Annotated in this window: 24 protein-coding genes; 10 read left to right on the top strand and 14 right to left on the bottom strand. The window is 57.5% G+C overall.

From position 1 onward, the window contains the following. The first annotated feature begins 75 nt into the window (after nt 1-75). Entirely contained in the window at nt 76-618 is a 543-nt protein-coding gene (locus AC2FI7_RS13755) for an NADPH-dependent FMN reductase (protein WP_010440878.1), read from the top strand. A 3-nt stretch (nt 619-621) separates the two neighbouring features. Here AC2FI7_RS13755 and AC2FI7_RS13750 read toward each other — a convergent pair whose 3' ends face one another. Together AC2FI7_RS13750 and AC2FI7_RS13745 are read right to left on the bottom strand one after the other, a co-directional pair. Continuing rightward, nucleotides 622-1,101, bottom strand: coding sequence for a GNAT family N-acetyltransferase (locus tag AC2FI7_RS13750; protein ID WP_010440880.1), 480 nt, complete (start codon nt 1,099-1,101; stop codon nt 622-624). After that, on the bottom strand, nt 1,098-2,132 hold the full coding sequence (locus AC2FI7_RS13745) for an NAD(P)/FAD-dependent oxidoreductase (protein WP_010440881.1): 1,035 nt from the start codon (nt 2,130-2,132) through the stop codon (nt 1,098-1,100). Before AC2FI7_RS13745 ends, AC2FI7_RS13750 begins: the two co-directional genes overlap by 4 nt. Nucleotides 2,133-2,187: 55 nt before the next feature. On the opposite strand from AC2FI7_RS13745, the gene mnmC2 reads away from it, so the two are divergent. Together mnmC2 and AC2FI7_RS13735 are read left to right on the top strand one after the other, a co-directional pair. Next, nucleotides 2,188-2,853: a tRNA (5-methylaminomethyl-2-thiouridine)(34)-methyltransferase MnmC2 gene (gene mnmC2, locus AC2FI7_RS13740; RefSeq protein WP_010440882.1), complete on the top strand. Its 666-nt coding sequence runs from the start codon at nt 2,188-2,190 to the stop codon at nt 2,851-2,853. Continuing rightward, nucleotides 2,850-3,728, top strand: coding sequence for a DMT family transporter (locus tag AC2FI7_RS13735; RefSeq protein WP_010440883.1), 879 nt, complete (start codon nt 2,850-2,852; stop codon nt 3,726-3,728). Before mnmC2 ends, AC2FI7_RS13735 begins: the two co-directional genes overlap by 4 nt. Here AC2FI7_RS13735 and AC2FI7_RS13730 read toward each other — a convergent pair. After that, complete coding sequence (locus tag AC2FI7_RS13730) at nt 3,693-5,666, bottom strand: lytic transglycosylase domain-containing protein (RefSeq protein WP_496816188.1); 1,974 nt, start codon at nt 5,664-5,666, stop codon at nt 3,693-3,695. The two genes, AC2FI7_RS13735 and AC2FI7_RS13730, sit on opposite strands and share 36 nt — an antisense overlap. Before the next feature lie 122 nt (nt 5,667-5,788). On the opposite strand from AC2FI7_RS13730, the gene dapA reads away from it, so the two are divergent. Next, complete coding sequence (gene dapA / locus AC2FI7_RS13725) at nt 5,789-6,661, top strand: 4-hydroxy-tetrahydrodipicolinate synthase (protein WP_010440885.1); 873 nt, start codon at nt 5,789-5,791, stop codon at nt 6,659-6,661. A 133-nt stretch (nt 6,662-6,794) separates the two neighbouring features. On the opposite strand, the gene AC2FI7_RS13720 is transcribed toward dapA, so the two are convergent. From AC2FI7_RS13720 to pdxR, 5 genes are all read right to left on the bottom strand, one after another. Beyond that, nucleotides 6,795-7,682 (bottom strand): dimethyl sulfoxide reductase anchor subunit family protein, encoded by an 888-nt coding sequence (locus AC2FI7_RS13720; RefSeq protein ID WP_010440886.1) that lies wholly within the window; start codon nt 7,680-7,682, stop codon nt 6,795-6,797. After that, complete coding sequence (locus AC2FI7_RS13715; protein WP_010440887.1) at nt 7,682-8,431, bottom strand: 4Fe-4S dicluster domain-containing protein; 750 nt, start codon at nt 8,429-8,431, stop codon at nt 7,682-7,684. Before AC2FI7_RS13715 ends, AC2FI7_RS13720 begins: the two co-directional genes overlap by 1 nt. Continuing rightward, nucleotides 8,428-11,274, bottom strand: coding sequence for a molybdopterin oxidoreductase family protein (locus AC2FI7_RS13710; protein WP_083829002.1), 2,847 nt, complete (start codon nt 11,272-11,274; stop codon nt 8,428-8,430). Before AC2FI7_RS13710 ends, AC2FI7_RS13715 begins: the two co-directional genes overlap by 4 nt. 139 nt (nt 11,275-11,413) lie before the next feature. Then, nucleotides 11,414-13,189, bottom strand: a complete 1,776-nt coding sequence (gene xsc / locus AC2FI7_RS13705; protein ID WP_010440889.1) for a sulfoacetaldehyde acetyltransferase — start codon at nt 13,187-13,189, stop codon at nt 11,414-11,416. Between the two features lie 124 nt (nt 13,190-13,313). Further along, entirely contained in the window at nt 13,314-14,774 is a 1,461-nt protein-coding gene (gene pdxR, locus AC2FI7_RS13700; RefSeq protein WP_010440891.1) for a MocR-like pyridoxine biosynthesis transcription factor PdxR, read from the bottom strand. Nucleotides 14,775-14,899: 125 nt separating this feature from the next. Here pdxR and AC2FI7_RS13695 point away from each other — a divergent pair, with 125 nt between their 5' ends. Together AC2FI7_RS13695 and AC2FI7_RS13690 are read left to right on the top strand one after the other, a co-directional pair. Then, nucleotides 14,900-15,208 (top strand): ArsR/SmtB family transcription factor, encoded by a 309-nt coding sequence (locus AC2FI7_RS13695; RefSeq protein ID WP_010440893.1) that lies wholly within the window; start codon nt 14,900-14,902, stop codon nt 15,206-15,208. Then, the gene (locus AC2FI7_RS13690; protein WP_010440895.1) at nt 15,201-16,232 is read left to right on the top strand and encodes a permease; all 1,032 of its coding nucleotides are present in this window, start codon (nt 15,201-15,203) and stop codon (nt 16,230-16,232) included. The genes AC2FI7_RS13695 and AC2FI7_RS13690 overlap by 8 nt, the downstream gene beginning before the upstream one ends. 41 nt (nt 16,233-16,273) lie before the next feature. On the opposite strand, the gene AC2FI7_RS13685 is transcribed toward AC2FI7_RS13690, so the two are convergent. Together AC2FI7_RS13685 and AC2FI7_RS13680 are read right to left on the bottom strand one after the other, a co-directional pair. Continuing rightward, nucleotides 16,274-16,663: a hypothetical protein gene (locus AC2FI7_RS13685; RefSeq protein WP_010440898.1), complete on the bottom strand. Its 390-nt coding sequence runs from the start codon at nt 16,661-16,663 to the stop codon at nt 16,274-16,276. Nucleotides 16,664-16,717: 54 nt separating this feature from the next. Next, nucleotides 16,718-17,479, bottom strand: coding sequence for a DUF1013 domain-containing protein (locus AC2FI7_RS13680; protein ID WP_010440901.1), 762 nt, complete (start codon nt 17,477-17,479; stop codon nt 16,718-16,720). A gap of 130 nt (nt 17,480-17,609) precedes the next feature. Between AC2FI7_RS13680 and AC2FI7_RS13675 the strand changes: the two genes are divergently transcribed. Further along, nucleotides 17,610-18,251, top strand: coding sequence for a ribonuclease T2 family protein (locus tag AC2FI7_RS13675; protein WP_010440903.1), 642 nt, complete (start codon nt 17,610-17,612; stop codon nt 18,249-18,251). On the opposite strand, the gene AC2FI7_RS13670 is transcribed toward AC2FI7_RS13675, so the two are convergent. Then, nucleotides 18,248-18,736 (bottom strand): hypothetical protein, encoded by a 489-nt coding sequence (locus AC2FI7_RS13670; protein ID WP_010440905.1) that lies wholly within the window; start codon nt 18,734-18,736, stop codon nt 18,248-18,250. The two genes, AC2FI7_RS13675 and AC2FI7_RS13670, sit on opposite strands and share 4 nt — an antisense overlap. A 149-nt stretch (nt 18,737-18,885) precedes the next feature. Here AC2FI7_RS13670 and AC2FI7_RS13665 point away from each other — a divergent pair, with 149 nt between their 5' ends. After that, nucleotides 18,886-19,062 (top strand): ArsR/SmtB family transcription factor, encoded by a 177-nt coding sequence (locus AC2FI7_RS13665; RefSeq protein WP_010440907.1) that lies wholly within the window; start codon nt 18,886-18,888, stop codon nt 19,060-19,062. A 153-nt stretch (nt 19,063-19,215) separates the two neighbouring features. Further along, nucleotides 19,216-19,698: an SRPBCC family protein gene (locus tag AC2FI7_RS13660; protein ID WP_037321185.1), complete on the top strand. Its 483-nt coding sequence runs from the start codon at nt 19,216-19,218 to the stop codon at nt 19,696-19,698. Nucleotides 19,699-19,721: 23 nt separating this feature from the next. Here AC2FI7_RS13660 and recR read toward each other — a convergent pair whose 3' ends face one another. From recR to AC2FI7_RS13645, 3 genes are all read right to left on the bottom strand, one after another. Next, nucleotides 19,722-20,315, bottom strand: a complete 594-nt coding sequence (gene recR / locus AC2FI7_RS13655; protein ID WP_010440911.1) for a recombination mediator RecR — start codon at nt 20,313-20,315, stop codon at nt 19,722-19,724. A gap of 64 nt (nt 20,316-20,379) precedes the next feature. After that, the gene (locus AC2FI7_RS13650; RefSeq protein ID WP_010440914.1) at nt 20,380-20,724 is read right to left on the bottom strand and encodes a YbaB/EbfC family nucleoid-associated protein; all 345 of its coding nucleotides are present in this window, start codon (nt 20,722-20,724) and stop codon (nt 20,380-20,382) included. 201 nt (nt 20,725-20,925) lie between these two features. Further along, entirely contained in the window at nt 20,926-22,686 is a 1,761-nt protein-coding gene (locus AC2FI7_RS13645; protein WP_496833433.1) for a DNA polymerase III subunit gamma/tau, read from the bottom strand. Nucleotides 22,687-22,856: 170 nt separating this feature from the next. On the opposite strand from AC2FI7_RS13645, the gene AC2FI7_RS13640 reads away from it, so the two are divergent. Beyond that, entirely contained in the window at nt 22,857-23,360 is a 504-nt protein-coding gene (locus AC2FI7_RS13640) for a protein-tyrosine phosphatase family protein (protein ID WP_010440915.1), read from the top strand.

The following is a 23,360-nucleotide window of genomic DNA, read 5'->3' as shown; positions in this document are numbered from 1 at the left end:
ACTGCGCGTCACGTGGGCTTTGGTTCAGGATCATCCCGGTCTAACAAGAGGGAAACACCACAGCGGAGTTTCCCCATGTCCGAACCGATCCTTCTTGGCCTTTCCGGCTCACTGCGAAAAGATGCCACCAATCGCAAACTTCTTCGCGAGGCTGCGCGTTTATTTGATGCCGGTACGTTCATCGAGGCAGATTTGAATCTGCCTCTTTATGACGGCGATGTTGAGGTTGGTGAAGGTATCCCCGAAGCGGTACATGTGTTGGCTGATCTGATTGCGCAGGCTCATGCGGTGATCATTTCGACGCCGGAATACAACAAGGGGCCCTCGGGTGTTCTGAAAAACGCGCTGGATTGGGTTAGCCGGACCAGCGGCAAGCCTTGGATGGATAAGCCTGTGGCAGTCATGTCTGCTGCGGCCGGTCGTGCCGGCGGTGAGCGGGCTCAGATGATCCTACGGGCTTTCATGGTTCCTTTTCAGCCTCGCATTCTGCAGGGGCCTGAATTGCATTTGGCCGACAGTTCCAACGAATTCGATAGTGAAGGACGATTGTCTAATGAGCGCTACGAAAACACACTGAACGCGCTGATGAAGAAGCTGCGGGCCGAAGCCGGGTTTTGAACTTCAGCCCAACCTTTTTTGCATGGTAATTGAGGTCGGCCGATCAAAGCCCGGATGGGCCGTCTCACCGGTCTTTGAGAATCCAAGCCGGGCAAAAGTCGCGTGGTTTTCGACAAGCTCAACCCGGGACTGTAGTTCCAGTATATCAAGCCCGTACCTGCGTGCTTGGACCTGAGCTTGTTCGATTAGTGTACGGGCCAGACCGCGATCGCGCTGCCGAAGGTCTACAGCCAGTTTGCTAAGATATAATCGACCCGGTTTGGGTGTCAGAAAAACAACAGCATCGGGGCGGTCTCCGATCACCCAAATCTCGCCCTCATCGATCTGCCTGCGCAGACTGTCCAGAGTTAGGCGGTGCATTGAAGAAGGCGGATCAATACGACCTTCCATATACGCAAAGCTTTCACGGATCAGGCGTAATACCTCAGGCAGCACAAGGCTGTCGCGGTTCAGTCGTGTGGGTTCAGAGTATGCGGTGTTCACAGCGACGCCTCGGGGCGAAAACCATCAGGAACTGCATCGCGATTGTCGAGAATCAGGTCGGCGATGACCTCAGCTACCTTCGGGGCCATGCCAAAGCCGATTTTGAAACCACCATTTGCGATAAATTGTCCTTTGTGCAACGGATGTGCACCCAGCATTGGCGCGCGGCTCTTGCTGCGCGGGCGAACACCGGCCCAACGCTCAATCACCTCGGCCCCGTGCAGCACCGGCACTGCCCGCATCGCGCGATCCAGCAGCTCTTCCAATGCCGCATCCGTGCTAGTTGGGTCATCATACTCACGCTCGGACGTTGAACCGATGGCGAGTGTACCATCCGTATGGGGCACAAAGTGAATAGCATCAGCAAACAGCTGCGGGACGGCACCCGCATCAAATCGCAGTAGCGCCGCCTGTCCCTTAACGCCATTACCGACTGTTTTGCCAAATGCTGCGCTGAGTTCCTGCAGGCCTGCAAGCCCTGTCGCGTGGACGACTTGCCCTTTGTCGGGGGCATTTGTGGTGACCTCGACTCCCATTACCGCAAGCGCTGCAACCAATGCGGCGCAGGCACGCCGAGGGTGCATGCGCGCACTAAGCGTATCATGAATAACAAATCCTGTCGGGCTGGGCGGGCACCACGCGCCGATCTCTTCCAACGCTCTGACGTTCCAGTCGGCCTGTCCCTGCCAAAGTTCCTTGGCCGTTAGTTCGCGTGCGCGGGCCAAGTCCAATGTCCGAGCGTCTGCAATGGGTTGCAGCCTGCCAAGCCGCGCGTATCCCGGTGACACCCCGCCTGTGGCCTCGACATGCTTCCAGAACGGTTCGGCCATGATGAGGCTTTCGAACTGAAACGCTTTTTTAGCGTTCCAGTTTTCGGGGACGTGCGGGGCCAACGCGCCGACCAAGCCGCCACTGGAGCCCGCCCCAGGGCCAATGGGATCAACGATCTGGACTTTGGCGCCGCGTCTTGCGCAGGTCCAGGCGATGGATAGGCCAAATATCCCTGCGCCGCGCACCGTCACATCGACCATTGCCAATCCCCTTTTCCTTGTTCAGTGTCGCGCCGCTTAGCTACAGGATTCCCCGATGGCAGACCAGCGTGCCGAACTCACTTGGACAGAGGATCAGATTCCGGTCTCTGATCGGTTCGATGATCCCTACTACTCGTTGCAAAACGGGTTGGAAGAAACGCGACATGTGTTTCTGGCGGGCAATGACCTGCCTGCGCGCTTTGCACCGGGATTTCATATCGCCGAGCTGGGCTTTGGCACCGGGCTGAACCTGCTGACCGTTTGGTCGGCCTGGGAAGCAGCGGGTCAGACCACGCCTCTTCGGTTCACGAGTTTCGAAGCCTATCCGATGGCGCCCGATGATATGGCGCGCGCTTTGGCGGCCTTTCCCGAGGTGGCGCCGTGGGCTGAGCGCTTTCTGAATGCCTGGAATGGGCAGAAATGTGTGCTGGACACATTGCATTTTGAAGTCATGGTCGGAGACGCGCGTGAGACATTGCCCAGTTGGGATGACACTGCAGATGCGTGGTTTCTGGATGGCTTCTCACCGGCCAAGAACCCCGAACTGTGGGGCGCTGACCTGATGCAGCAGGTTGCTGATCACACGGCCCAAGATGGCACTGCGGCAACGTATACCGCCGCCGGTTTTGTGCGTCGCGGTTTGTCTGATGCCGGGTTCAAGGTGACACGCACCCCCGGTTTTGGTCGCAAGCGGCATATGACGCGGGCGGTGAAGACATGAGCCAGAAAAACAATGTTAATGCTGGCATTGCCTTGATGATCGCAGCAACGATTGTCTTTGCGTTACAGGACGGGATCTCACGGCATCTGGCGGGCACCTATAACACCTACATGGTTGTGATGATCCGGTATTGGTTCTTCGCCGCTTTCGTGATTGCCGTGGCCGCAAGGTCAGCCGGGGGACTGCGGACGGCGGCGAAAACCGAGCAGCTCGGGCTGCAGATTTTCCGTGGCCTTTTGCTGGCCGGTGAGATTTGCGTGGCAGTTTTCAGTTTCACCATCCTGGGGCTGATCGAAAGTCAGGCAGTTTTCATTTGTTATCCGCTGTTGATCGCCGCCCTCAGCGGCCCTGTTTTGGGAGAGAAGGTCGGCTGGCGCCGCTGGGCCGCCATCGGTGTCGGTTGCATCGGCGTCCTGATAATCCTCCAGCCCGGTGCAGGAGTGTTCAACCCCTGGGCCGTAGTGCCGCTGATCTCGGCATTCATGTTCGCGGTTTACGGCCTTCTGACAAGGTACGCCGCGCGGCGGGACAGTACCGCGACCAGCTTTTTCTGGACCGGCGTGGCTGGCGCAGTCGCAATGACGGCTGTTGGCGTCTGGTTCTGGGAGCCGATGGCCAGAACCGACTGGCTATGGATGGGTCTGCTCTGCATCACAGGCGCGCTGGGGCATTGGCTGTTGATCAAATGCTATGAGATGGCCGAGGCCAGCGCAGTGCAACCTTTCGCCTATTTCCATCTGATGTGGAGCGCCATTCTGGGCATCACGATCTTCCACGAAACGCTGCGCCCTGAGGTGGTTCTGGGCGCAGCAATTGTGATTGCCGCAGGTCTGTTCACCCTATGGCGCGAAAGACGAAAGAGTCGAGCCGGTTAGCTCCTGTGAGAATGGCACCGGGAGCGCTGGCTGACCTAGCCGCGCGCGATAGACCGGTAGGCTTTCAGCGACGCGCATCACATAGTTGCGCGTTTCCTTGAACGGGATGGTTTCGATCCAGTCGATCACGTCCACCTGACCCCGACGCGGGTCGCCGTAGCGTTCCATCCACGAGATTGGACGCCTTGGCCCGGCGTTGTATCCAGCCGCCATCATCACAACATTGCCGTTAAAGTCCTCGGCCAGTGTCGCAAGATAATTCGCCCCCAGTTTGGCGTTATACTGCCAGTCCGAGGTCAGACGCCCTGTCTTGTGCCCTCCCAGTATGCCCAGATCTTGCGCCACAAGTTTGGCAGTGGCTGGCATAACCTGCATCAAGCCACGCGCACCCGCACCGCTGATAACAACTGGATCGAACTCGCTTTCACGGCGGGCAATTGCAAGTGTCATCTCCTTCGCCATGGGCAGGCCCATATCAGCCACCGGATGCACCGGGTAATAGGCGGCAGGCAAAACCATGCCGGTGGTCGCAGCTCGTTTGGCGATCATAACGGCCAGATGCGGTTCATTCAGTTCGATTACGAGATCACCTAACTGAGCGGCTTGCGTTTGATCGAGGCTCTCCACCAGATGGGTCAGGAAACGCTCAGACAGGTTACCCTCGCCAGCGCGCAGCAACAGCAACCCAGCCTCAAGCACGCTGGATTCCGCAAACGCGGCCTGTTTCCAATGCGGTGCACGGCGTGGACTAGCCAATTCGCTGTCAAACGGACGGCCGATCTGCTCTGCAGCGAGCAATCCGTAGAACGAGGTCTGATAGTTCGCACCTTCTGCATAAGCCTCGTGCGCCTTGTCCGCATCCCCTTGCGCCGCGTAGGCACGACCCAACCAATATCCACCGCGACCCTTCGAGATCGGCGATTGCACGGCACCCGAGAAATTCTGGAAATGCCGTACTGCTGTGGCCGGATCATTCAGTTTGCGCAGGGCCAGAAATCCGGAAAGCCATTCCAGATCTGCATAGCCATAGCCCATTTCAGGCGTCATGTGATGATTTGCAGCAATCGCATAGGCGCGCTCTGCATCTCCGGTACGCATCTCGAGCCGCGCCAGTCGACGCCGGCCTTCCGCCCATTTGTCAGGCTCACCCAGCGACTTTGGTCCGGTGGAACGCGCCAGCATCAGATCAATGGCACTGTCGTCCAGTTCCTTTCGATCCCGCCATACGAAGCGATCAAAGGCCAGACCAGGATCCTTGGCCAACGAACCGGGTACAGCGGCGACCTTGCCGTTCACACCATTCTCGCGTTTTTGCAAAGCAATGCGTGCCTCAGCCAGTTTGCGATAGTCGGCATCGACAAGGGGCAGCATCTGCCCCGCACTGACCAAATGCCCGTCCCACAGCATCCGGTCCAACCGCGCCTCGTGATGCGGTTTCAGAAGTTTGCTAAAGTTCTCCAGGTAGCTCTTTTGCAGACTCGACCCCATCGGCATTGTCCGCCACGCCGTTACGATGTCGGCTTCGGCCTCACCGTTGCGGCCTTGGCTTTTCAATGCAACGGCATAGTTCAACGCGCCTTCGGCGGTTTGCGGAGGCATCCCCTCGTAGAAATTCAGAACCCGATCCGGATCGGCTGCGGTGAACGATGGCTCGCTCTTACGGCGCAGCCAGGCCAGACCGGGCCAATCCGGACGCCGCTCCAGAAATACCAGCACGTCACCCGAGCTGCCAAAGCCCTCGCGCAACCAATGCCAGACAATGATGTCCCGCGCCACCGATCCACGGTGACCTGCCACGCGCAGCGCGGCATTCCAGTCGCCCTTGCGCATCTCATAGAGCCCCGCGCGCAAATCCTGCGTCGCATCCGCCCGAGTGGCCTGCGGCTGTAGCACCAACGCCAGAATCATCGCTATTCCAAGCGACAGAATACGTCTCATCCCTTGCATTCCCCAACAAACCAAGGATACAGCCATGCAGGATAAACCTTGCGCCGCCGGGATCAACTCACAAACCCTTAATCGTGACGGACCGGTGCGCAAAAACACCTAAGGAGCGTTCCATGTTTAAAGGCTCGATGCCAGCCCTGGTCACCCCGTTCAGCAACGGCGCGTTGGACCTGGATACGCTCAAACACCTGGTCGAATGGCAAATTCAGCAAGGTTCGACCGGACTGGTACCGGTTGGTACGACCGGCGAAAGCCCGACGCTCAGCCATGAAGAGCATGAAACGGTGATTGCCGAGGTGGTCAAAGCCGCCGCAGGTCGCGTACCTGTCATCGCTGGTGCCGGGTCCAACAACACGGTCGAGGCCATACGGTTCGTTCAATTCGCACAGAAAATTGGTGCGGATGCGGCGCTGGTTGTAACACCCTATTACAATAAGCCGACCCAGAAAGGGCTGCTGGCGCATTTCCAAACTCTGCATGACAGCGCCGATATCCCGATCATCATCTACAACATCCCGGGTCGTTCGGTCATCGACATGACCCCAGCAACGATGGGCGAACTGGCGAAACTGCCCCGCATAGTCGGGGTCAAGGACGCGACCGGCGATCTTGCACGCGTCAGCCAGCAGCGTGCGAGCTGCGGGGCCGATTTCTGTCAGCTGTCCGGGGAAGACGCGACAGCACTTGGCTTCAACGCTCATGGCGGAGTGGGCTGCATCTCGGTCACCGCAAACGTGGCCCCGAAGCTCTGTGCCGAATTCCAGCAGGCTACGTTGGCGGGCGATTATGCAAAAGCATTGGATTATCAGGACCTACTGATGCCGCTGCACGAAGCGATCTTCATCGAGCCTGGCTTGGTCGGCGCAAAATACGCGCTCAACAAACTTGGCCTATGCAGCACCGAAGTGCGTTCGCCTTTGACCGATCTGGAAGACAGCACCAAAGCCACTATCGAAGCCGCAATGGCGCACGCTGGACTAATCTGAAGTCAACATACAGAATCGCAAGGGCGGCCTCGAAGATCGAGTGCCGCCCTTTTCAATTCGGGATCCAAACTTCATCTGGCTAAAAATATCTCGGGGGGAGTCGCGGCTTGCCGCGACGGGGGCAGAGCCCCCATCAGCGCTTGCCGTAGTACAACCCAACCACATGCTCTGCTTGCGCAAAGAACAACCAGCGTGAAACCGCGACGCCGGTCAGATGTGACATGACAGCAAACAAAGCCAGGATGTGTTTCAGGACAACGCCATCTGCTGGAAGGATAAGCAGCAGGATCGGCAATACGAAGGCCAGCGCGAAAGAGATGGCCCGCAGCTTTTGCGCGTGTTTGCGCCCGACCACATGCACGAATTCCCGCAGCAGATAGTTTGTACCGGTATGTGGCGGCTCGAACGCACGCACTGTGCCACGATTGCCAAGGCCGGTTGCGGTGCCCAGATCGGTACCAGCGTTTTGAAACGCATTGTCGCCCATGACCCAGTAAATCAGTTGCACAATGGCGGCGACGACCAGCAGCGTGGGTGCAATACTTTCCGCACCAGCGAGCAACGCGCCGCCGGCAAGGCTGAAAGTGATGAACATCGCCGGGGTCGCCCACATATTCCAGCGCGGGATGGTTTTGAGCTGGGTGTAAATCATCGAGGTCGTGAAGACCGTTGCGAGACTAAGGATGGAGCCGACAACCCCGAGAAGCGTCCACTGCTGCCCAAGGAATATCACGCCGATGGCATAAAGCCCCATCACCGACAAAGCTGCAACGGCGCAGACGCCTTCTCGGCTGAGCCAACTTGTTTTCCACTGGCTAAAGGCTTTCCATGCCCTTTCCGGGTGGCCGAGGTGGAAAGTAGAGGCCAGCAGCCCACCGATGGCCAGCGCAAAGGCGATGGCGAAGAACACGAAAGCGGTGATGCCCGAGACGTCAGGGGTGCCAAAGCCCAGAAAGTACAGCAGGCCAAAGCCGAGGCCGGACAGTGTGGTAAAGATGATAACGGAAGGGGCCGGGTGCATCAGAGCTTCTCCAGGGTCTTGTCGAGCCAGCCAAGAAAACCCTTGGGCTCTTCGGCGACCGGGGCCAGCAGAGGGGCCAGAATGTCGATCTGCTCCTCAATCTTGTCCTTGGGTCGGGGTGGCAGATATTTATTGACGGGTTTGGTGCCCATTTCGGGCATCAGGTCCATACCGTCGCGTTCGGCGACCAGCTTGCTAACATCGCTGTCGGGATCCCCGAGGTCTCCAAAATGACGCGCGCCCGCCGGGCAAGTGCGCACGCAAGAGGGTACACGATCCACTTCGGGCAGGTTCTCGTTGTAGATCCGATCGACGCAAAGGGTGCATTTCTTCATCACGCCTTCGGCTTGATCCAATTCGCGTGCACCATAGGGGCATGACCAGGCGCAAAGGCCACAGCCGATACAGTCGCTTTCGTTAACGAGAACGATACCGTCCTCAGCCCGCTTATAGCTGGCGCCAGTTGGGCAGACCGTGACGCAGGGCGCGTCTTCGCAATGCAGGCACGATTTGGGGAAGTGGATCAGTTGGGCGTGCCCTTCCGCTGGCTGCACCTCGTAGGAATGTACGCGGTTGAGGAAAGTACCCGAGGGGTTTGCGCCATACGCATCCTGATCGGAAAGAGGTGCGCCATAATTTTCGGTGTTCCAGCCTTTGCAAGAGATCACACAGGCATGGCATCCGACGCAGGTGTCCAAATCGATGACAAGACCCATTTTGCGGTCGGTAGATGTGGGGAGTCGGGTCATTTTCCTACCTTCCACGCCAGGTTTTTGGGGCCGGTGCCAACCGGGGATTTAATCGGATCGAACTCGGGTTGGCTTTCGGCGTCGCTTGGAGCGGCGGCTTTTTCGATCTTTACCTTCAGATCGAACCACGCAGCCTGACCGGTGATCGGATCAGAGTTTGCCCAGCGCAGACCGTCACCCTTCGGTGGCAGCAACTCGTGGATCAAGTGGTTGAGCAGAAAACCCTTTGTGGCCTCAGGCGCATCTTCCTGAAGTGCCCAAGTGCCTTTGCGCTTTCCGATGGCGTTCCAAGTCCACACGGTATTGTCATTCAGTGCTGCCATTTCCATGACCGGCACGGTAATCTCACCATGCGGAGAGCTGACTTTGGCCCAGTCGCCGTCTTCCAGCCCATGTTCACGCATAAGCTTGGTCGGGACGTAAAGTGGGTTACGCCCGTGCAATTGCCGCAGCCATGCGTTTTGGGTGCCCCAGCTGTGGTACATCGCCATGGGGCGCTGCGTCAGGGCGTTGACGGTGAAGCCTTCACTGCCGGTCTGGTCGGTCTCGTACCAGATCGGCAGCGGGTCCATCGTGTCCTTGATCCGTTGGCGCAGGTGTTCGGGTGGTTGCCGTTCGCCATGACCTTCGGCTGCCAGCTGGAACTTTCGCATGGGTTCGGAATAGAGCTGGAACAGATAAGGCTGCGGGCTGTCATATATGCCCATGCCAACAGCCCAATCCTGATAGGCATTGTTCCACGGCTTATAGTAGTCGGCACCGTCGGGTATATGCGCGATATAGAAACCACCGTTCTCGATGTAGCGGTTCAGCTGATCGGGATTGACCTCGCCGCGGCCTTCCTTGTCGCCGTTTGCGCCCCGGAAACCGGCCAAAGGCCCGATGCCAGGTTTGCGCTCGTGATTCACAATGTAGTCGGCGTAATCCGTCCACTTGGCGCTGCCGTCTTCGTTGGTAAAGCCAGGCAGGCCCATGCGATTGGCGAGATCAATCAAAACCGACTGGAAGCCGCGCACGTCGCGGTCGGGTTCGATCACGGGCCAGCGGATCGCATCTGCGGCGGCCTCGGCTTCGCAGATCGGGCGGTCCAGCAGCGAGATACAGTCGTGGCGTTCCAGATAGGTGGTGTCGGGCAGGATTAGGTCAGCGTAAGCCACCATTTCCGAGCTGTAGGCGTCGGAATAGATGATGCGCGGAATCACATAATCGCCGTTCTCATCCTTGTCCGTCAGCATCTCCATGACACCTTTGGTGTTCATGGTCGAATTCCAGGACATGTTGGCCATATACATGAACAGCGTGTCGATCTTGTAGGGATCGCCCGCATGGGCGTTCGAGATCACCATATGCATCAGCCCATGGCTGGACATTGGGTTTTCCCATGTAAACGCTTTGTCGATACGGGCGGGGCTACCATCTTCTTTAAGCGCGAGATGCTCGGGGCCGCGGACAAATCCCAGATGCGGCCCGTCCAGAGGTGTATTCGGCGTCACCTTACAGTGCGGGGTCGGATGCGCCTCAACCGGCTTGGGGTATGGTGGTTTGAAGCGGAAGCCGCCGGGGACTTCGACTGTTCCAAGCAGGATCTGCAACACATGCAGGGCGCGGCAGGTCTGGAAACCGTTCGCGTGGGCCGAGACGCCGCGCATCGAGTGCATCGCGACAGGGCGACCGATCATCTTCGAGTGTTTCTCGCCCCGGAAATCGGTCCATTCATGGTCCAGTTCGAAGGCTTCATCAAAGGCCACACGGGCCAGTTCGGCTGCGATCGCTCGAATACGGGTCGCAGGTACGCCGCATTTATCGGCGATTGCCTCGGGTGCGTATTCGTCGGCCAGATAGCGTTCGGCCATCTGGTGGAAAACCGGACGGTGCGTGACCCCATCTTTCTCGTAGGTTGCCGAGAGATCAGGCCGCACGCCCGGTTTGTCGAACGCAGTCAGCTCGCCAGTTTTGCGATCAATGACCAGCGGTTTGCCGTCGTCGTCTTTCAGGAACAGACCTTTTTCCGGGCCTTCGGATGCGTTGATCAAGACCGGTGCGTTGGTGTAGCGGCTGAGGTAATCCAGATCAATTTTACCGGCCTTCATCAGCACATGGATCAGCGACATGATGAACAGGCCGTCGGTTCCGGGTGTGATTCCAACCCAGTCATCTGCCACGGCATTATAGCCACTGCGGATTGGGTTGACCCCGATCACACGCGCGCCGCGGGCCTTGATTTTGCCAATTCCCATCTTGATGGGGTTTGAGTCGTGGTCTTCTGCCACACCGAACAGCATGAACAGCTTGGTGTGATCCCAATCAGGTTGACCAAACTCCCAAAATGCGCCGCCCATCGTGTAGATGCCACCGGCTGCCATGTTGACCGAGCAGAACCCGCCATGGGCTGCATAGTTACAGGTGCCGAAATTCTGCGCCCAGAAACTGGTGAAGCTCTGGCTTTGGTCGCGGCCCGTGAAAAAGGCCAGTTTTTCGGGATTGTCTTCGCGGATCGGTTTCAGCCAACCGACAGCGATCTCCAGCGCCTCGTCCCAGCTGATTTCCTCGAACTCACCCGAACCGCGCGGCCCGACCCGTTTCAGTGGTGCGCGCAGCCGCGACGGTGCGTTCACCTGCATGATCCCTGCGCTGCCTTTGGCGCAAAGCACCCCTTTGTTCACCGGATGATCCCGGTTGCCTTCGATATAGGCGACCTTTCCATCCTTCATGTGCACGTTGATACCGCAGCGGCAGGCGCACATGTAGCAGGTGGTGCGGCGAATCTCATCTGACACAGGCGGGGATAGGTTGAGGTTTGGTTGTTGGTTCACGTTATCTCTCTCCCTGTGGCGAATCGCCATGGTGCCTGCGCGTGTTGGACGCTCTGGAGCGTAGGAACGCCGGGCTTAACCACTCAGAGGAAGAGAGCGCGAAAGCCTCTTCCTCTGCTTTTGTTTGACGGACCGGTTGAACCCGGTCCGGACTTTGACTTTACAGCGATCAAACCTGCTGTGGTCGCATGTCAGCCGCGTCGATACCGGCAACTTCAACTGGCTTCTTCATCGCGTCACGGCGGAAGGGTTCACCCAGTTCCTGGTTGATCATTGCTTCGATCAGTGTGGTGATGCCGTTCTTCTGGTCTTCGATCGCCTGGCTCAGTGCAGCGGTTAACTCGTCCTGAGTGCGTGCGATGACGCCTTTCAGGCCGCACGCATTGGCGATGCCAGCATAAGACACTTTGGTGTCCAACTCTGTGCCGACGAAGTTGTCATCGAACCACAGGGTCGAGTTGCGCTTTTCCGCACCCCACTGATAGTTGCGGAACACAACCTGGGTGATGGCGGGCCATTCTTCGCGACCGATGGCGGTCAGTTCGGTGACTGCGATGCCGAAGGCACCATCACCCGAGAAACCGACAACAGGTACATCTGGGCAGCCGATCTTGGCGCCGATGACCGAAGGCAGACCATAGCCACAGGGGCCGAACAGGCCGGGGGCCAGATATTTGCGACCTTCTTCGAACGAAGGGTACGCGTTGCCGATGGCGCAGTTGTTGCCGATGTCGGACGAGATGATCGCCTCTTTTGGCAGAGCGGACTGGATTGCGCGCCATGCTTTACGGGGGCTCAGCCAATCCGGCTTGGCAGCACGGGCACGTTCGTTCCAGGTGGTGCCCGGATCGTCCTGCTCGTGATCCATCGAGGTCAGCTCTTGCGCCCAGCGCGATTTGGTTTCTGCGATCTTCGCTTTGCGCGCATCACGACCTTCGTCACCGGCTGTATCAGACAGCTGATTCAGAATGTTGGTGGCAACAGTTGCCGCATCGCCCACGATACCAACCGAGACCTTCTTGGTCAGGCCGATACGGTCAGGGTTGATGTCGACCTGAATGATCTTCGCGTCTGCCGGCCAGTACTCCATGCCGTAACCCGGCAGAGTCGAGAACGGGTTCAGGCGGGTGCCGAGGCACAGAACAACGTCTGCTTCCTTGATCAACTGCATACCGGCTTTCGAGCCGTTATAGCCCAGCGGGCCAGCGAAAAGCGGGTGCGAGCCGGGGAAGGCGTCGTTGTGCTGGTAACCAACGCAAACCGGAGCGTCCAGACGCTCGGCCAGTGCTTTCGACGCTTCGATGCCACCATTCGACAGAACTGTGCCTGCACCGTTCAGGATGACAGGGTTCTTTGCGTTCGACAGCAGCGCGGCAGCTTCGGACACAGCCGTTGCGCCACCCGAAGGCAGCTCGAATTCAACAACAGCAGGCAAATCGATGTCGATGACCTGAGTGAAGAAGTCGCGCGGGACGTTTATCTGCGCAGGGGCCGACGCGCGTTTGGCGTTCATGATGACGCGGCTCAGCACTTCGGCCATACGGCTTGGGTCACGCACTTCTTCCTGATAGCAAACGCAGTCGGCGAACATGCGCATCTGCTCCATCTCCTGGAAACCGCCCTGACCCATGGTCTTGTTGGCGGCCTGCGGAGTGACCAGCAGCAGCGGGGTGTGGTTCCAGTAAGCAGTCTTAACAGCGGTGACAAAGTTGGTGATGCCGGGGCCGTTCTGGGCGATCATCATCGACATTTTGCCGGTCGCGCGGGTGTAGCCATCAGCCATCATTCCGCCCGAACCTTCGTGCGCGCAATCCCAAAAAGTGATACCAGCTTTCTCAAAAATGTCAGAAATTGGCATCATCGCAGAACCGATGATTCCGAACGCATGTTCGATGCCATGCATCTGCAGGGTTTTTACAAAGGCTTCTTCGGTGGTCATCTTCATCTGCGTAATCTCCGATCATAGATGGCGGGACCGAGGTTAGGGACCCGGTTTTCTGGTCGGTTTTGGCGTACGGGTGTCTGTGGCGTTAGGGCCAGAACTGGTGGTGACTTAGGTCCAGTACGCCTCAAGACTGACGAATAGTCTCAGCGATTTGCTGGATGCCGGGTCCGATACGCGCTGACGAAATCGCAGAATACCCCAATCGATAGTAGTTCTGCGGTCGGTTCGGGCCCGAAAAGAAGGGCTCGCCCGGTTCAATGTGGACGCTTTGGCGCTGCAGATCGCTTGCCAGTTTCGTCGTGTCGATACGTTCTGGTGCCTGCATCCAGATCGAAGAGCCGCCAAGCATGCCGCGACCTGCCACCGTCAGGCCATACTGCTTGATCGCTTCTTCAATTGCTTCTCGTCGGCGTTGCAGTGTTTTGGACATCCGTCTGATCTGCGCGTCGTAGTGACCGAGCGACAGAAAATAGGCTGCTGTGCGCTGCATGTGGCCGGGAGGGTGGCGCAGCACGAGTGACCGGAGTGCCCGGGCTTCGCGGATGAAGGGCTCGGAACCGACCATGTAGCCCAGACGAAGCCCCGGAAACAGAGATTTTGAGAAGCTGCCTACATAGATCACCCGCCCGTCCCGATCCATCGATCGCAGCGCTGGCGACGGTGCACCCAGAAATGACATCTCGAACTCATAGTCATCCTCGACAATCATTGCGTCCAATTCCCGGGCGCGGCTCAACAGGGCATTGCGGCGATCAACCGGCATCGTTGCGGTGGTAGGGCACTGGTGGCTGGGAGTGGTGAAAATTACGTCAGTATCATCCGGTATCGTATCTGGGAGCAAACCCTCACGATCAACCTTCAGATAGGATAGCTGGCAGTCTGAGTGGATCAGAAGATCACGCAAGGCGTAATAGCAGGGATCCTCAATCGCGGCTCTTCGATTCCGGTTTAGCAAAATGCGCGAGGCCAGCCAAAGTGCGTTCTGAGCACCCAGAGTGATCAGGATTTCCTCGGGCCGAGCCACGATGCCTCTGCGTGGCAGAGTGTGTCTTGCAATGAATTCAAGTAGCAGAGGATCATCCTGGTCGACATAGTCCCCGGTCAATGAATGGAAATCTTTGTGTCCAAGCGCCCTTACTGCACAGAGGCGCCAGTTTGCGTGGTCGAACAGTTTTCTGTCGACCTGACCATAGATGAACGGATAGCGGTAGTCGCGCCAGTTGCTGGGCTTGGTCAATACATCGCCATCCGAAAAACGGCGGGCAAAGGCACGGTCCCAGTCTACACTCTCGTTATCACGCCGAACCGGGGCGTAGGTTGGCGGCACCGGAGCGTTTTCCGACACATAGTATCCCGACCGGCCTTTGGCGGTCAGATAATCGTTTGCCAGAAGCTCAGTGTAGGCAAGGGTAACGGTAATCCGGCTGACACCCAGATGAGCCGCAAGTTTGCGGGACGAGGGCAGTTTCTCACCAACATGAAAACGCCCTGAAAGAATGCCTTCGGCGATCAGCTGCTGAAGCTGCGCCTGCAACGTGCCTTGCCCGTTGCGCTCAAGAAAGAACGTGTCGACCGAAATGCCCATGGCGTCGTTATAGGCTGGACTTAAGGTGGAAGCAATCTGGACTTATGACCGTTCGCAACTGTTTGGTTGACGTTGGTTGGTTATTGAGCCATATAACTAGAAACCTAGTTATATGGAGAAAACTTGTGTGGGAAGAAGCCGCTGCCGGTTTTTCGGCCATGGGGTCCGAAGCCCGGCTGAAAGTTCTGAAAACGTTGGTGCGTGCCGGCGAGACCGGGCTGACTGTCGGAGAAATCCAGTCTCGTACGGGCATCGCGCCGTCGACATTGGCGCATCATCTGCGGTTTCTCGCTGCTGGTGGTGTTGTTGAACAAGAAAAGATCGGGCGCACTACAATCAATCGGGCGTGCTTTGATGAGTTGAGAAATCTCGCACAGTTCATCCTCAGCGAGTGCTGTGCAGATGAGGTGGGAAAGGCCGCGAACGATGGCTGAGTTGACCCAAAACCCCAAACCCTCGGCGAGAAATCTGGTCAGTCTGATAAAAACGCCGTGGGCGCTGATCGTGGTCATCCTGGTGCTGGTGGCCGTTCTTGACCCAAGCAACTGGGCCGAAATCGTGACATTTGCCGGTAAGGCACTTGCGCATACAGGGCAATACATCCTGTTTGCCGTTTTGCTGCTGTCCTACCTCAAGGCAACCGGAGCTGAAGTGATGGTAGCCCGCGCGTTTGAAGGGCGTGAGACGCGGATGATTTTTTTTGCAGCTTTGTTTGGCGGACTGGCGCCCTTTTGTTCCTGCGAAGTCATCCCGTTCATCGCGGGATTGCTGGCCCTGGGTGCGCCCTTGTCGGCAGTCATGGCATTCTGGCTTAGTTCCCCGCTTATCGACCCGCCGACATTGCTTATCACAGCTGGTGCGTTGGGCTGGCCGTTTGCGATCGGCAAAGCCGTGGCCGCCGTTGCCTTGGGGCTGTTCGGTGGATTCGCCGTACGCGCCCTGATGAGAGGTGGTGCCTTCGCACAGCCGTTGCGCGAATACAATCCAACGGGATGCTGTGGATGCGGACCAAAGAAGGATGACAAGCCCGTATGGCAGTTCTGGAACGAGCCTGAACGCCGCACGCGTTTTCGGGCTGAGTTTGTCCACAACGGTTTATTCCTGCTGAAATGGCTGGCCTTTGCTTACGTGCTCGAAGCACTGCTGGTCAGCTATGTTCCAGCGGACCTGATTGCCAGAGTCGTCGGCGGTGAAGGCGTTGTTCCCATCGTTGTAGCGGCATTGGTCGGAATGCCGGCCTATCTGAACTCTTACGTCGCGCCACCGCTGCTGGCAGGCCTTATGGAACAGGGTATGAGCGCAGGTGCTGCGATGTCATTCATGGTGGCTGGAGCCGTCAGCTCAATCCCAGCAATGGCGGCGGTGTGGTCGCTGGTCAAACCTCGCGTATTTGCAACCTATCTGGGGCTGGGCATCAGTGGGGCCATCATCGCAGGCATCGCATTCCAGATGATTTGAATGAAAACCGCCCGGTGCAGACACCGGGCGGTTTTGCTTTACTAACTTGCTTCGCAGTACCGCGGCAGCTTGAACCTGTATCGCGGCTCACCGCTCGCCACGTACACACGTTTTTCTATGCAGGCCTCTGTACCCACTGAACGCGCGATAGGGCTTTCTGTAGACGTAATCGAAGTTGCCGAACCATCAGGCAAGCGCACCGATGCAATAACCCCGTTTTTGAGGTCTCCATTAATCGGCGTCGCTGACAAAACGGCAACGGTTAGAAACGCTTCGTGCTCGTGCTTGCCGTCGTCATTCAGCAACAATAAGCCTGCAACGATGGCAATCATTGCGATGGCGCCGGTGATCGCCAACCACCAGGATTTCAGGAACACATAGATCGATACGGCGCGGTGCGGTCCAAAAACTGCGGACAGAATGCTAAGCATCAGTTTCCCTTGGGAATGTGGCCCCGAGTATTGAATATCGGGGCCGTGAGCGCGTCAGGGGCGCAGATCTTCTTCGTCTTCGTCGTCGCCGCCACCTTTGGGCAGGTTGAAGAAGCTATCGGCATCAACGATTGGCTCATCGTCTTCTTTGTCTTCAGGCTCGTCGGATAGCGAGAACGTCTCTAGGCCTTCAATCGCGGTCGGGATCTTAGGTGCAGAATCCATTTCCAGCGATTGCTCGGTCGACACCAGCTTGCGACGCTCATCATCGCTCATAACGCCGCCTTCAGCAGCTTTCTTGGCCGCAGCCTTCTGCACGATGGCATCCAGTTCGGATTGTTTGCACAGGCCCAGAGCAACCGGATCGATCGGCTGCATGTTCGAGATGTTCCAGTGCGTCCGCTCGCGGATCGACTGGATGGTCGGCTTGGTGGTGCCAACCAGCTTGGCGATCTGACCATCGCTGAGTTCCGGGTGGAACTTGACTAGCCACAGGATCGAGTTCGGACGGTCCTGCCGCTTGGAGAGCGGCGTGTAGCGCGGGCCGCGGCGTTTTTCTTCGCCTGAAGCCGCCGGGTTGAATTTGAGTTTCAGCTTGTGCAGCGGATTGTTCTGCGCTGTATCAATCTCTTCCTGAGTCAGCTGGTTGTTGGCAATCGGATCAAATCCTTTGACACCAGCAGCCACATCACCATCCGCGATGCCCTGCACCTCAAGCTCGTGCATCCCTACGAAATCCGCGATCTGCTTGAAGCTGATCGTGGTGTTGTCCACCAGCCATACGGCGGTTGCCTTGGCCATAAGCGGTTTTGCCATCAGCCCGTCTCCTATAAATACATCTGTCCCGTCGCCGGAATGCGGCGGCCCCGAGGCTTTGGGGCAGGTTTCCGTTGTCGGGGAACTTGGGGCCTATATAGTCGCGACAACTAAAGAAGGGAAGAGGCGAATGCGCCAAGGTATTCTGGGGCTGGTATTGTGGTTCTTCAGCGCGATGGCAGCGCTGGCCGATGGCGAGCAAGCGGGAGAATTCGACTACTATGTCCTGTCGCTTAGCTGGTCACCCAACTGGTGCGCCCGCGAGGGGGATGCGCGCGGATCGGAACAATGCGATGCCCGGCACGATCACGGATGGATCCTGCACGGGCTATGGCCGCAATATCACCAGGGCTGGCCCTCTTACTGCCGCACGGTTGAGGCTCCGCCATCACGCCGTATGACACGGGAAATGGAGGACATTCAGGGCTCATCCGGGCTGGCATGGCATCAATGGAAAAAGCACGGAACCTGCTCGGGTCTGAGTGCGCCAGACTATTTTGCGCTGTCACGAAAGGCCTATGAAGGCGTCACGCGACCCGACGTGTTTCGTAAACTCGATGCGTCGGTCAAAATGCCTGCTTCGGTGGTGGAAGAAGCATTTCTCAAGGCCAACCCCAATCTGGAACCAGACATGATCTCGATCACCTGCAAGCAGGGATATATCGAAGAGGTCCGCCTGTGCCTGTCCCGCGATCTCAAGCCCGTTCCATGTGGCCGGGATGTTATCCGCGACTGCACTGCCAAAGACGCCGTGTTTGATCCGATTCGTTAAAGCTTTTTGTTCTGGCAATCGCGCGCATATTCCAGCGCTTTGGCCGTGCCTTTCAGATCAATTGCCATGACAGTCTGACCCTCTGGGTTGTAAACGGTCATGGTCTTGTTCTGCGCAATCGAGGTGACGAAGCTCCGGTCGGTAAAGAACACCGTCGCGCCGGGCACGCGATCCTGTTTGAACCCGATGGCGGTGGCATCAAAGCTCTTGCCGTCCAACTCGAACCGGATCGGATAGCTCTGCCCTGGTTTGATGTCGCCCCAAGCCTTGTTGTAAACGGTGAAATACCCACGATTGTCCAGCGCGTCATAGCCCAGCCGCACCACCGAGAGATCCTGATACACGGTCTGGATCAGGCACCCATTTCCGAGGTTGGGGTCCATCATGATGTTCCAGCCCTCGACGAAGCCTTTGTCGATGAGTTCCTGCGACAGGGCGGCGGTGGCGCTGAAGGCGGCCAGGGTCAAGGCAAAAAGTCGGGACATCAGATCATTCCAAATCGCAAGTGATACTGACCCTTAGTAACCGCAAACCATTCTCTTCCAAAGAGAATTCGAGAGATTCAAACTGCAGGGTGGTTCATCCTTTTATTTTACCAGTTGATTAATTAACCATGTGATTTATTAATGGGATTATGACTGACGACAAAAAATTGGATTTTGCATTTGCCGCTCTTGCGCACCCTGCGCGCCGCGCCATGCTGGCGCGATTGGCACAAGGAGAAGCAACAGTAAAAGAACTGGCCGAGCCGTTCGATGTAAGCATGCCGGCAATCTCTAAACATCTTCGTGTTTGGAAGAGGCCGGGCTGATTGAGCGTTCAAGAAACGCTCAGTTCCGACCCTGCAGACTAAACCCGGAGCCTTTGGAATCGATTGCAAACTGGACTGACCAATATCGTCATATTTGGGAGGTTCGGTTTGAAGCGATGGAAAAACTACTTAGCGAAATAAAGGATTTGAATGATGAGTGACTCAGAAAACTGGGTGCGAATTGTGCAGGAATTCCAGGCTCCGGCGAACCGGGTCTGGCGTATGTGGACCGATCCGGCGCTTTTTCAGAAATGGTATGGGCCCAAAGGGTTCTCAGTTCCAACTGCAGAGATCGATTTGCGTGTCGGAGGTATACGAAAGGTCTGTATGGAAATGAAAACGCCGGATACCACCATGAGGATGTGGTTTACTGGCGTATATAAAGAAATCTCAGAACCGTCCCGGTTGGTCTATACCGAGAGCATGTGTGACGAGGATGGAAATATTATTTCGCCAAAAGATATGGGGATGCCCGAGGGAAGCCCAGACTTAACCGAGGTGATTATTGATCTTCTCGAACAGGATGGTAGGACACGCATGACCATGGTCCATCGGGGTGTGCCTGCCGGAAGTGCAGGCGAAGGCGGATGGAAGCAAGCATTCGAGAAGCTGGATGCTGTTCTCAAGGAAAGGTGATGCTTCGGCCTTGGTCTGACGGTCTAAAGTTCCTTCCTTGCCCTAAGCGCTGCTGTGATCGTCCCATCGTCCAAGTAATCCAACTCGCCTCCAATCGGGACGCCCTGCGCTAGGGAAGTCAGGCGGACCTGTCCATCTAGTTGGTCGGCGATGTAATGCGCGGTGGTTTGGCCATCAACGGTGGCGTTTAGGGCGAGGATGATCTCGGTGATACCCTCGGCCAGAACCCGATCCTTTAGCCGAGGAATACGTAATTCAACCGGACCGACACCGTCCAGTGCTGACAATGTGCCGCCCAAAACATGGTAGCGACCCTTGAAAACCCCGGCGCGCTCCATCGCCCAGAGGTCGGCGACGTCTTCTACGACGCACAGTTCCCCGGTTGCACGGTCTTCGCTATTGCAGATGTCGCAGATATCGGTTGTGCCCACATTGCCGCAGTTTAGGCATTCACGGGCAGTGACAGCCACCTGCTGCATGGCATCTGAAAGCGGCGTTAGAAGCAGGGCGCGTTTGCGGATCAGGTGCAGGACGGCGCGTCGGGCCGAGCGAGGGCCGAGGCCGGGCAGCTTGGCCATAAGGTCGATCAGATTGTCGATGTCGCTGTTCGAACTCACCGCGAAGCTCCTGCAAAGAGGCCGGGTAAGTAAGCCCCGGCCATTGATCCGTCAGGAAGGTGCATCAGAACGGCAGCTTGATGTCTGCGGGCAGACCCATGCTTTCGGTCAGCTTGGCCATTTCAGCCTGCGAGCGCTCCTGCGCCTTGGTCTGGGCGTCCTTGATCGCAGCGAGGATGAGATCCTCGACCACTTCCTTGTCATCGCTGTTGAAGATCGACGGGTCAATATCCAGACCTTTCAACTCACCCTTGGCGGTTGCGGTGGCTTTGACCAGGCCGGCGCCGGATTCACCGACAACCATCAGGTTGTTCAGCTCTTCCTGCATCTCGGTCATCTTGGTCTGCAAGTCCTGTGCAGATTTCATCATTTTGGCCATGTCACCCAGGCCGCCGAGTCCTTTAAGCATCGGTAATCTCCTGTCACTCGATTTGAGGCCTAGATACGAAGCGTAACCGCGCGACACAAGAGGTCAGGACACTCCCGCCCGTCGTCAAGACCTTTGACAAGACCTTTCCTCCCGTTTGGCCCGGGCAGGATCGTCGGCGTCAGCCGAGGAGCCGTGGCGGCACGGGAGCACCTGGCTGGATTGAGTAGATCGCTTACAGGATCAGTCTTCCTCGAACGGATCCCATTCGTCATCTACTTCGGGCAGGGCTTCAGTTTCGACCTGAGCAGCGCGTTGCTCGGCTGTTTCGATGCTTTTGATCCGCGCTTTCGGGAAATGACTCAGAACCGCTTGCACCAGTGGATGCTTTTCCGCTTCGGCTTTGAGAGCCAGATCAGCAGCATCCCGAACTTCCGCAATTGTCGGAGCGTCGCCTTCTGAGACAATCGATACTGCCCAACGGTTACCCGTCCAGCGTTGCAGCGATGCACCCAACCGTTGAGACAGATCGGTCGGGGCATTGTCGGCCGGGGTAAATTCGATCCGTCCCGGTTGGTACGACACGAGGCGTACCCCGTTTTCGACCTCGACCAGCAGTTTCACATCCCGGTTGGTACGGATTAATTCAACCACATGTTCAAAAGTGGGATACCGCGCTAGTGCTGCCTGTACGTCCTGAGCCAGAGCTGCACTCGGTCCGCCTGCATTCCCACCGATGGCCGAAGAGGTATAGGCCGGTCGGGCAGAGGCCTGTGGCGCAGCGCTCGCCTGGCCTGGCACTCCGATACCCGAACCCGGCCCGGGATTGGGGGGGGGAGGTGCATCCTTTAAGCGCTTGATCAGTTCTTCCGGACTTGGCAAGTCGGCCACATGGGTCAGGCGGATCACAGCCATTTCTGCGGCCATCATGGCGTTGGGTGCAGCCGAGACCTCTTCCAGAGCTTTCAGCAGCATTTGCCACATGCGGGTCAGAACACGCATTGGCAGCGCTTCGGCCATCTGTTGGCCTCGGGCGCGCTCGTCAGGCGAAACGGTTGGATCTTCGGCGGCATCAGGGGTGATTTTGACCACCGAAACCCAATGGGTGATCTCAGCCAGATCGCGGAGCACTGCCAGAGAATCAGCACCTTCTGCATATTGTCCGCTAAGTTCGGTCAAAGCACTGGCCGCATCACCGCGCAGGATCATGTCCATCAGATCCAGCACTCGACCCCGATCCGCCAGCCCAAGCATTGCGCGCACCTGATCTGCGCTGGTTTCACCCGCACCGTGCGAAATCGCCTGATCCAACAGCGAGGTTGCGTCACGGGCAGATCCTTCGGCGGCTCGGGTGATTAGCGCCAATGCGTCATCGGCGATCTGCGCTTTCTCGGATTCAGCGATCTTGCGCAACAGGCCGATCATATCTTCGGGTTCGATCCGCCTCAAATCGAAACGTTGGCAGCGCGACAAAACCGTGACCGGGACCTTGCGGATCTCGGTCGTGGCGAAGATGAATTTCACATGCTCGGGTGGTTCCTCAAGCGTCTTGAGCAGCGCGTTGAAAGCGCTGGTCGAGAGCATGTGGACCTCGTCGATAATGTAAATCTTGTAGCGTGCGCTGGCGGCACGGTAGCGGACACTGTCGATGATTTCACGGATGTCGTTCACACCAGTCCGGCTGGCGGCATCCATCTCCATCACATCAACGTGGCGGCCTTCCATGATGGCGACGCAATGCTCGCACTGACCGCAGGGTTCGGTGGTGGGTTTACCTTCGCCATCAGGCCCGATGCAATTCATCCCCTTCGCGATGATCCGGGCTGTGGTTGTTTTACCGGTGCCACGAATGCCGGTCATGATAAAGGCCTGGGCGATCCGGTCCGCCTCGAACGCGTTTTTCAGTGTGCGTACCATCGCGTCCTGACCGACCAGATCGGTAAAGGTTTCAGGACGGTATTTGCGGGCAAGAACCTGGTAGGCGGGGCTTGGCGTATCGGTCATGTCTGCTCTGTCGGATTCGAATTACGCCGCAGCGTAGAGGCCCCCGCTGCCCGCGTCCACAGCAAGCCGCGAGGATTTTCATTTTGGATTGCCGTCCGACGCGGTTAATATCGTACAGTCTAAGACCAGCCAGAAAGATTTTCTGATCAGCGTTTCGGGGGGAGCGTAGAATGGCTCAGATTGTTATCCATGCACTTCAAGTGGGCGGGGGCTCGCTTGCGTTAACCTCAATGCCAGGGCGAGGAGGAGACTATTCCGGTGATCTTGATGCGGTTACCGGATGGAAGCCCGGCCTTATTCTGTCAATGACCACTGAGGTCGAGATGATCCTTGATGGCGCCAGGGATTTTGGGGCCGATGTTCGCAGCCGCGCTTGTCGCTGGGTTCATCTGCCAGTCGAGGATTACGGTATACCCTGCAACGACATTGATATGCGCTGGGCGGATGCCAGCGAGTCTGCTCGCCACGCATTGTCGGGTGGAGGCCGAGTACTAATCCACTGCAAAGGCGGATGTGGCCGCTCTGGTATGGCTGTATTGCGCTTGATGGTCGAGTGTGGAGAGCACCCGGACGAGGCATTGAAAAGGTTGCGAGCCTTACGCCCATGTGCAGTTGAAACCGACGCGCAGCTGCGCTGGGCGACTGCGCCTGCCAGTGTCCTGGTAGCCGAATAG

This window comes from Ruegeria sp. YTSA064 (assembly GCF_059610325.1).
Note: the sequence above shows the minus strand (reverse complement) of the source record. Positions and strands in the feature narration are given on the sequence as shown.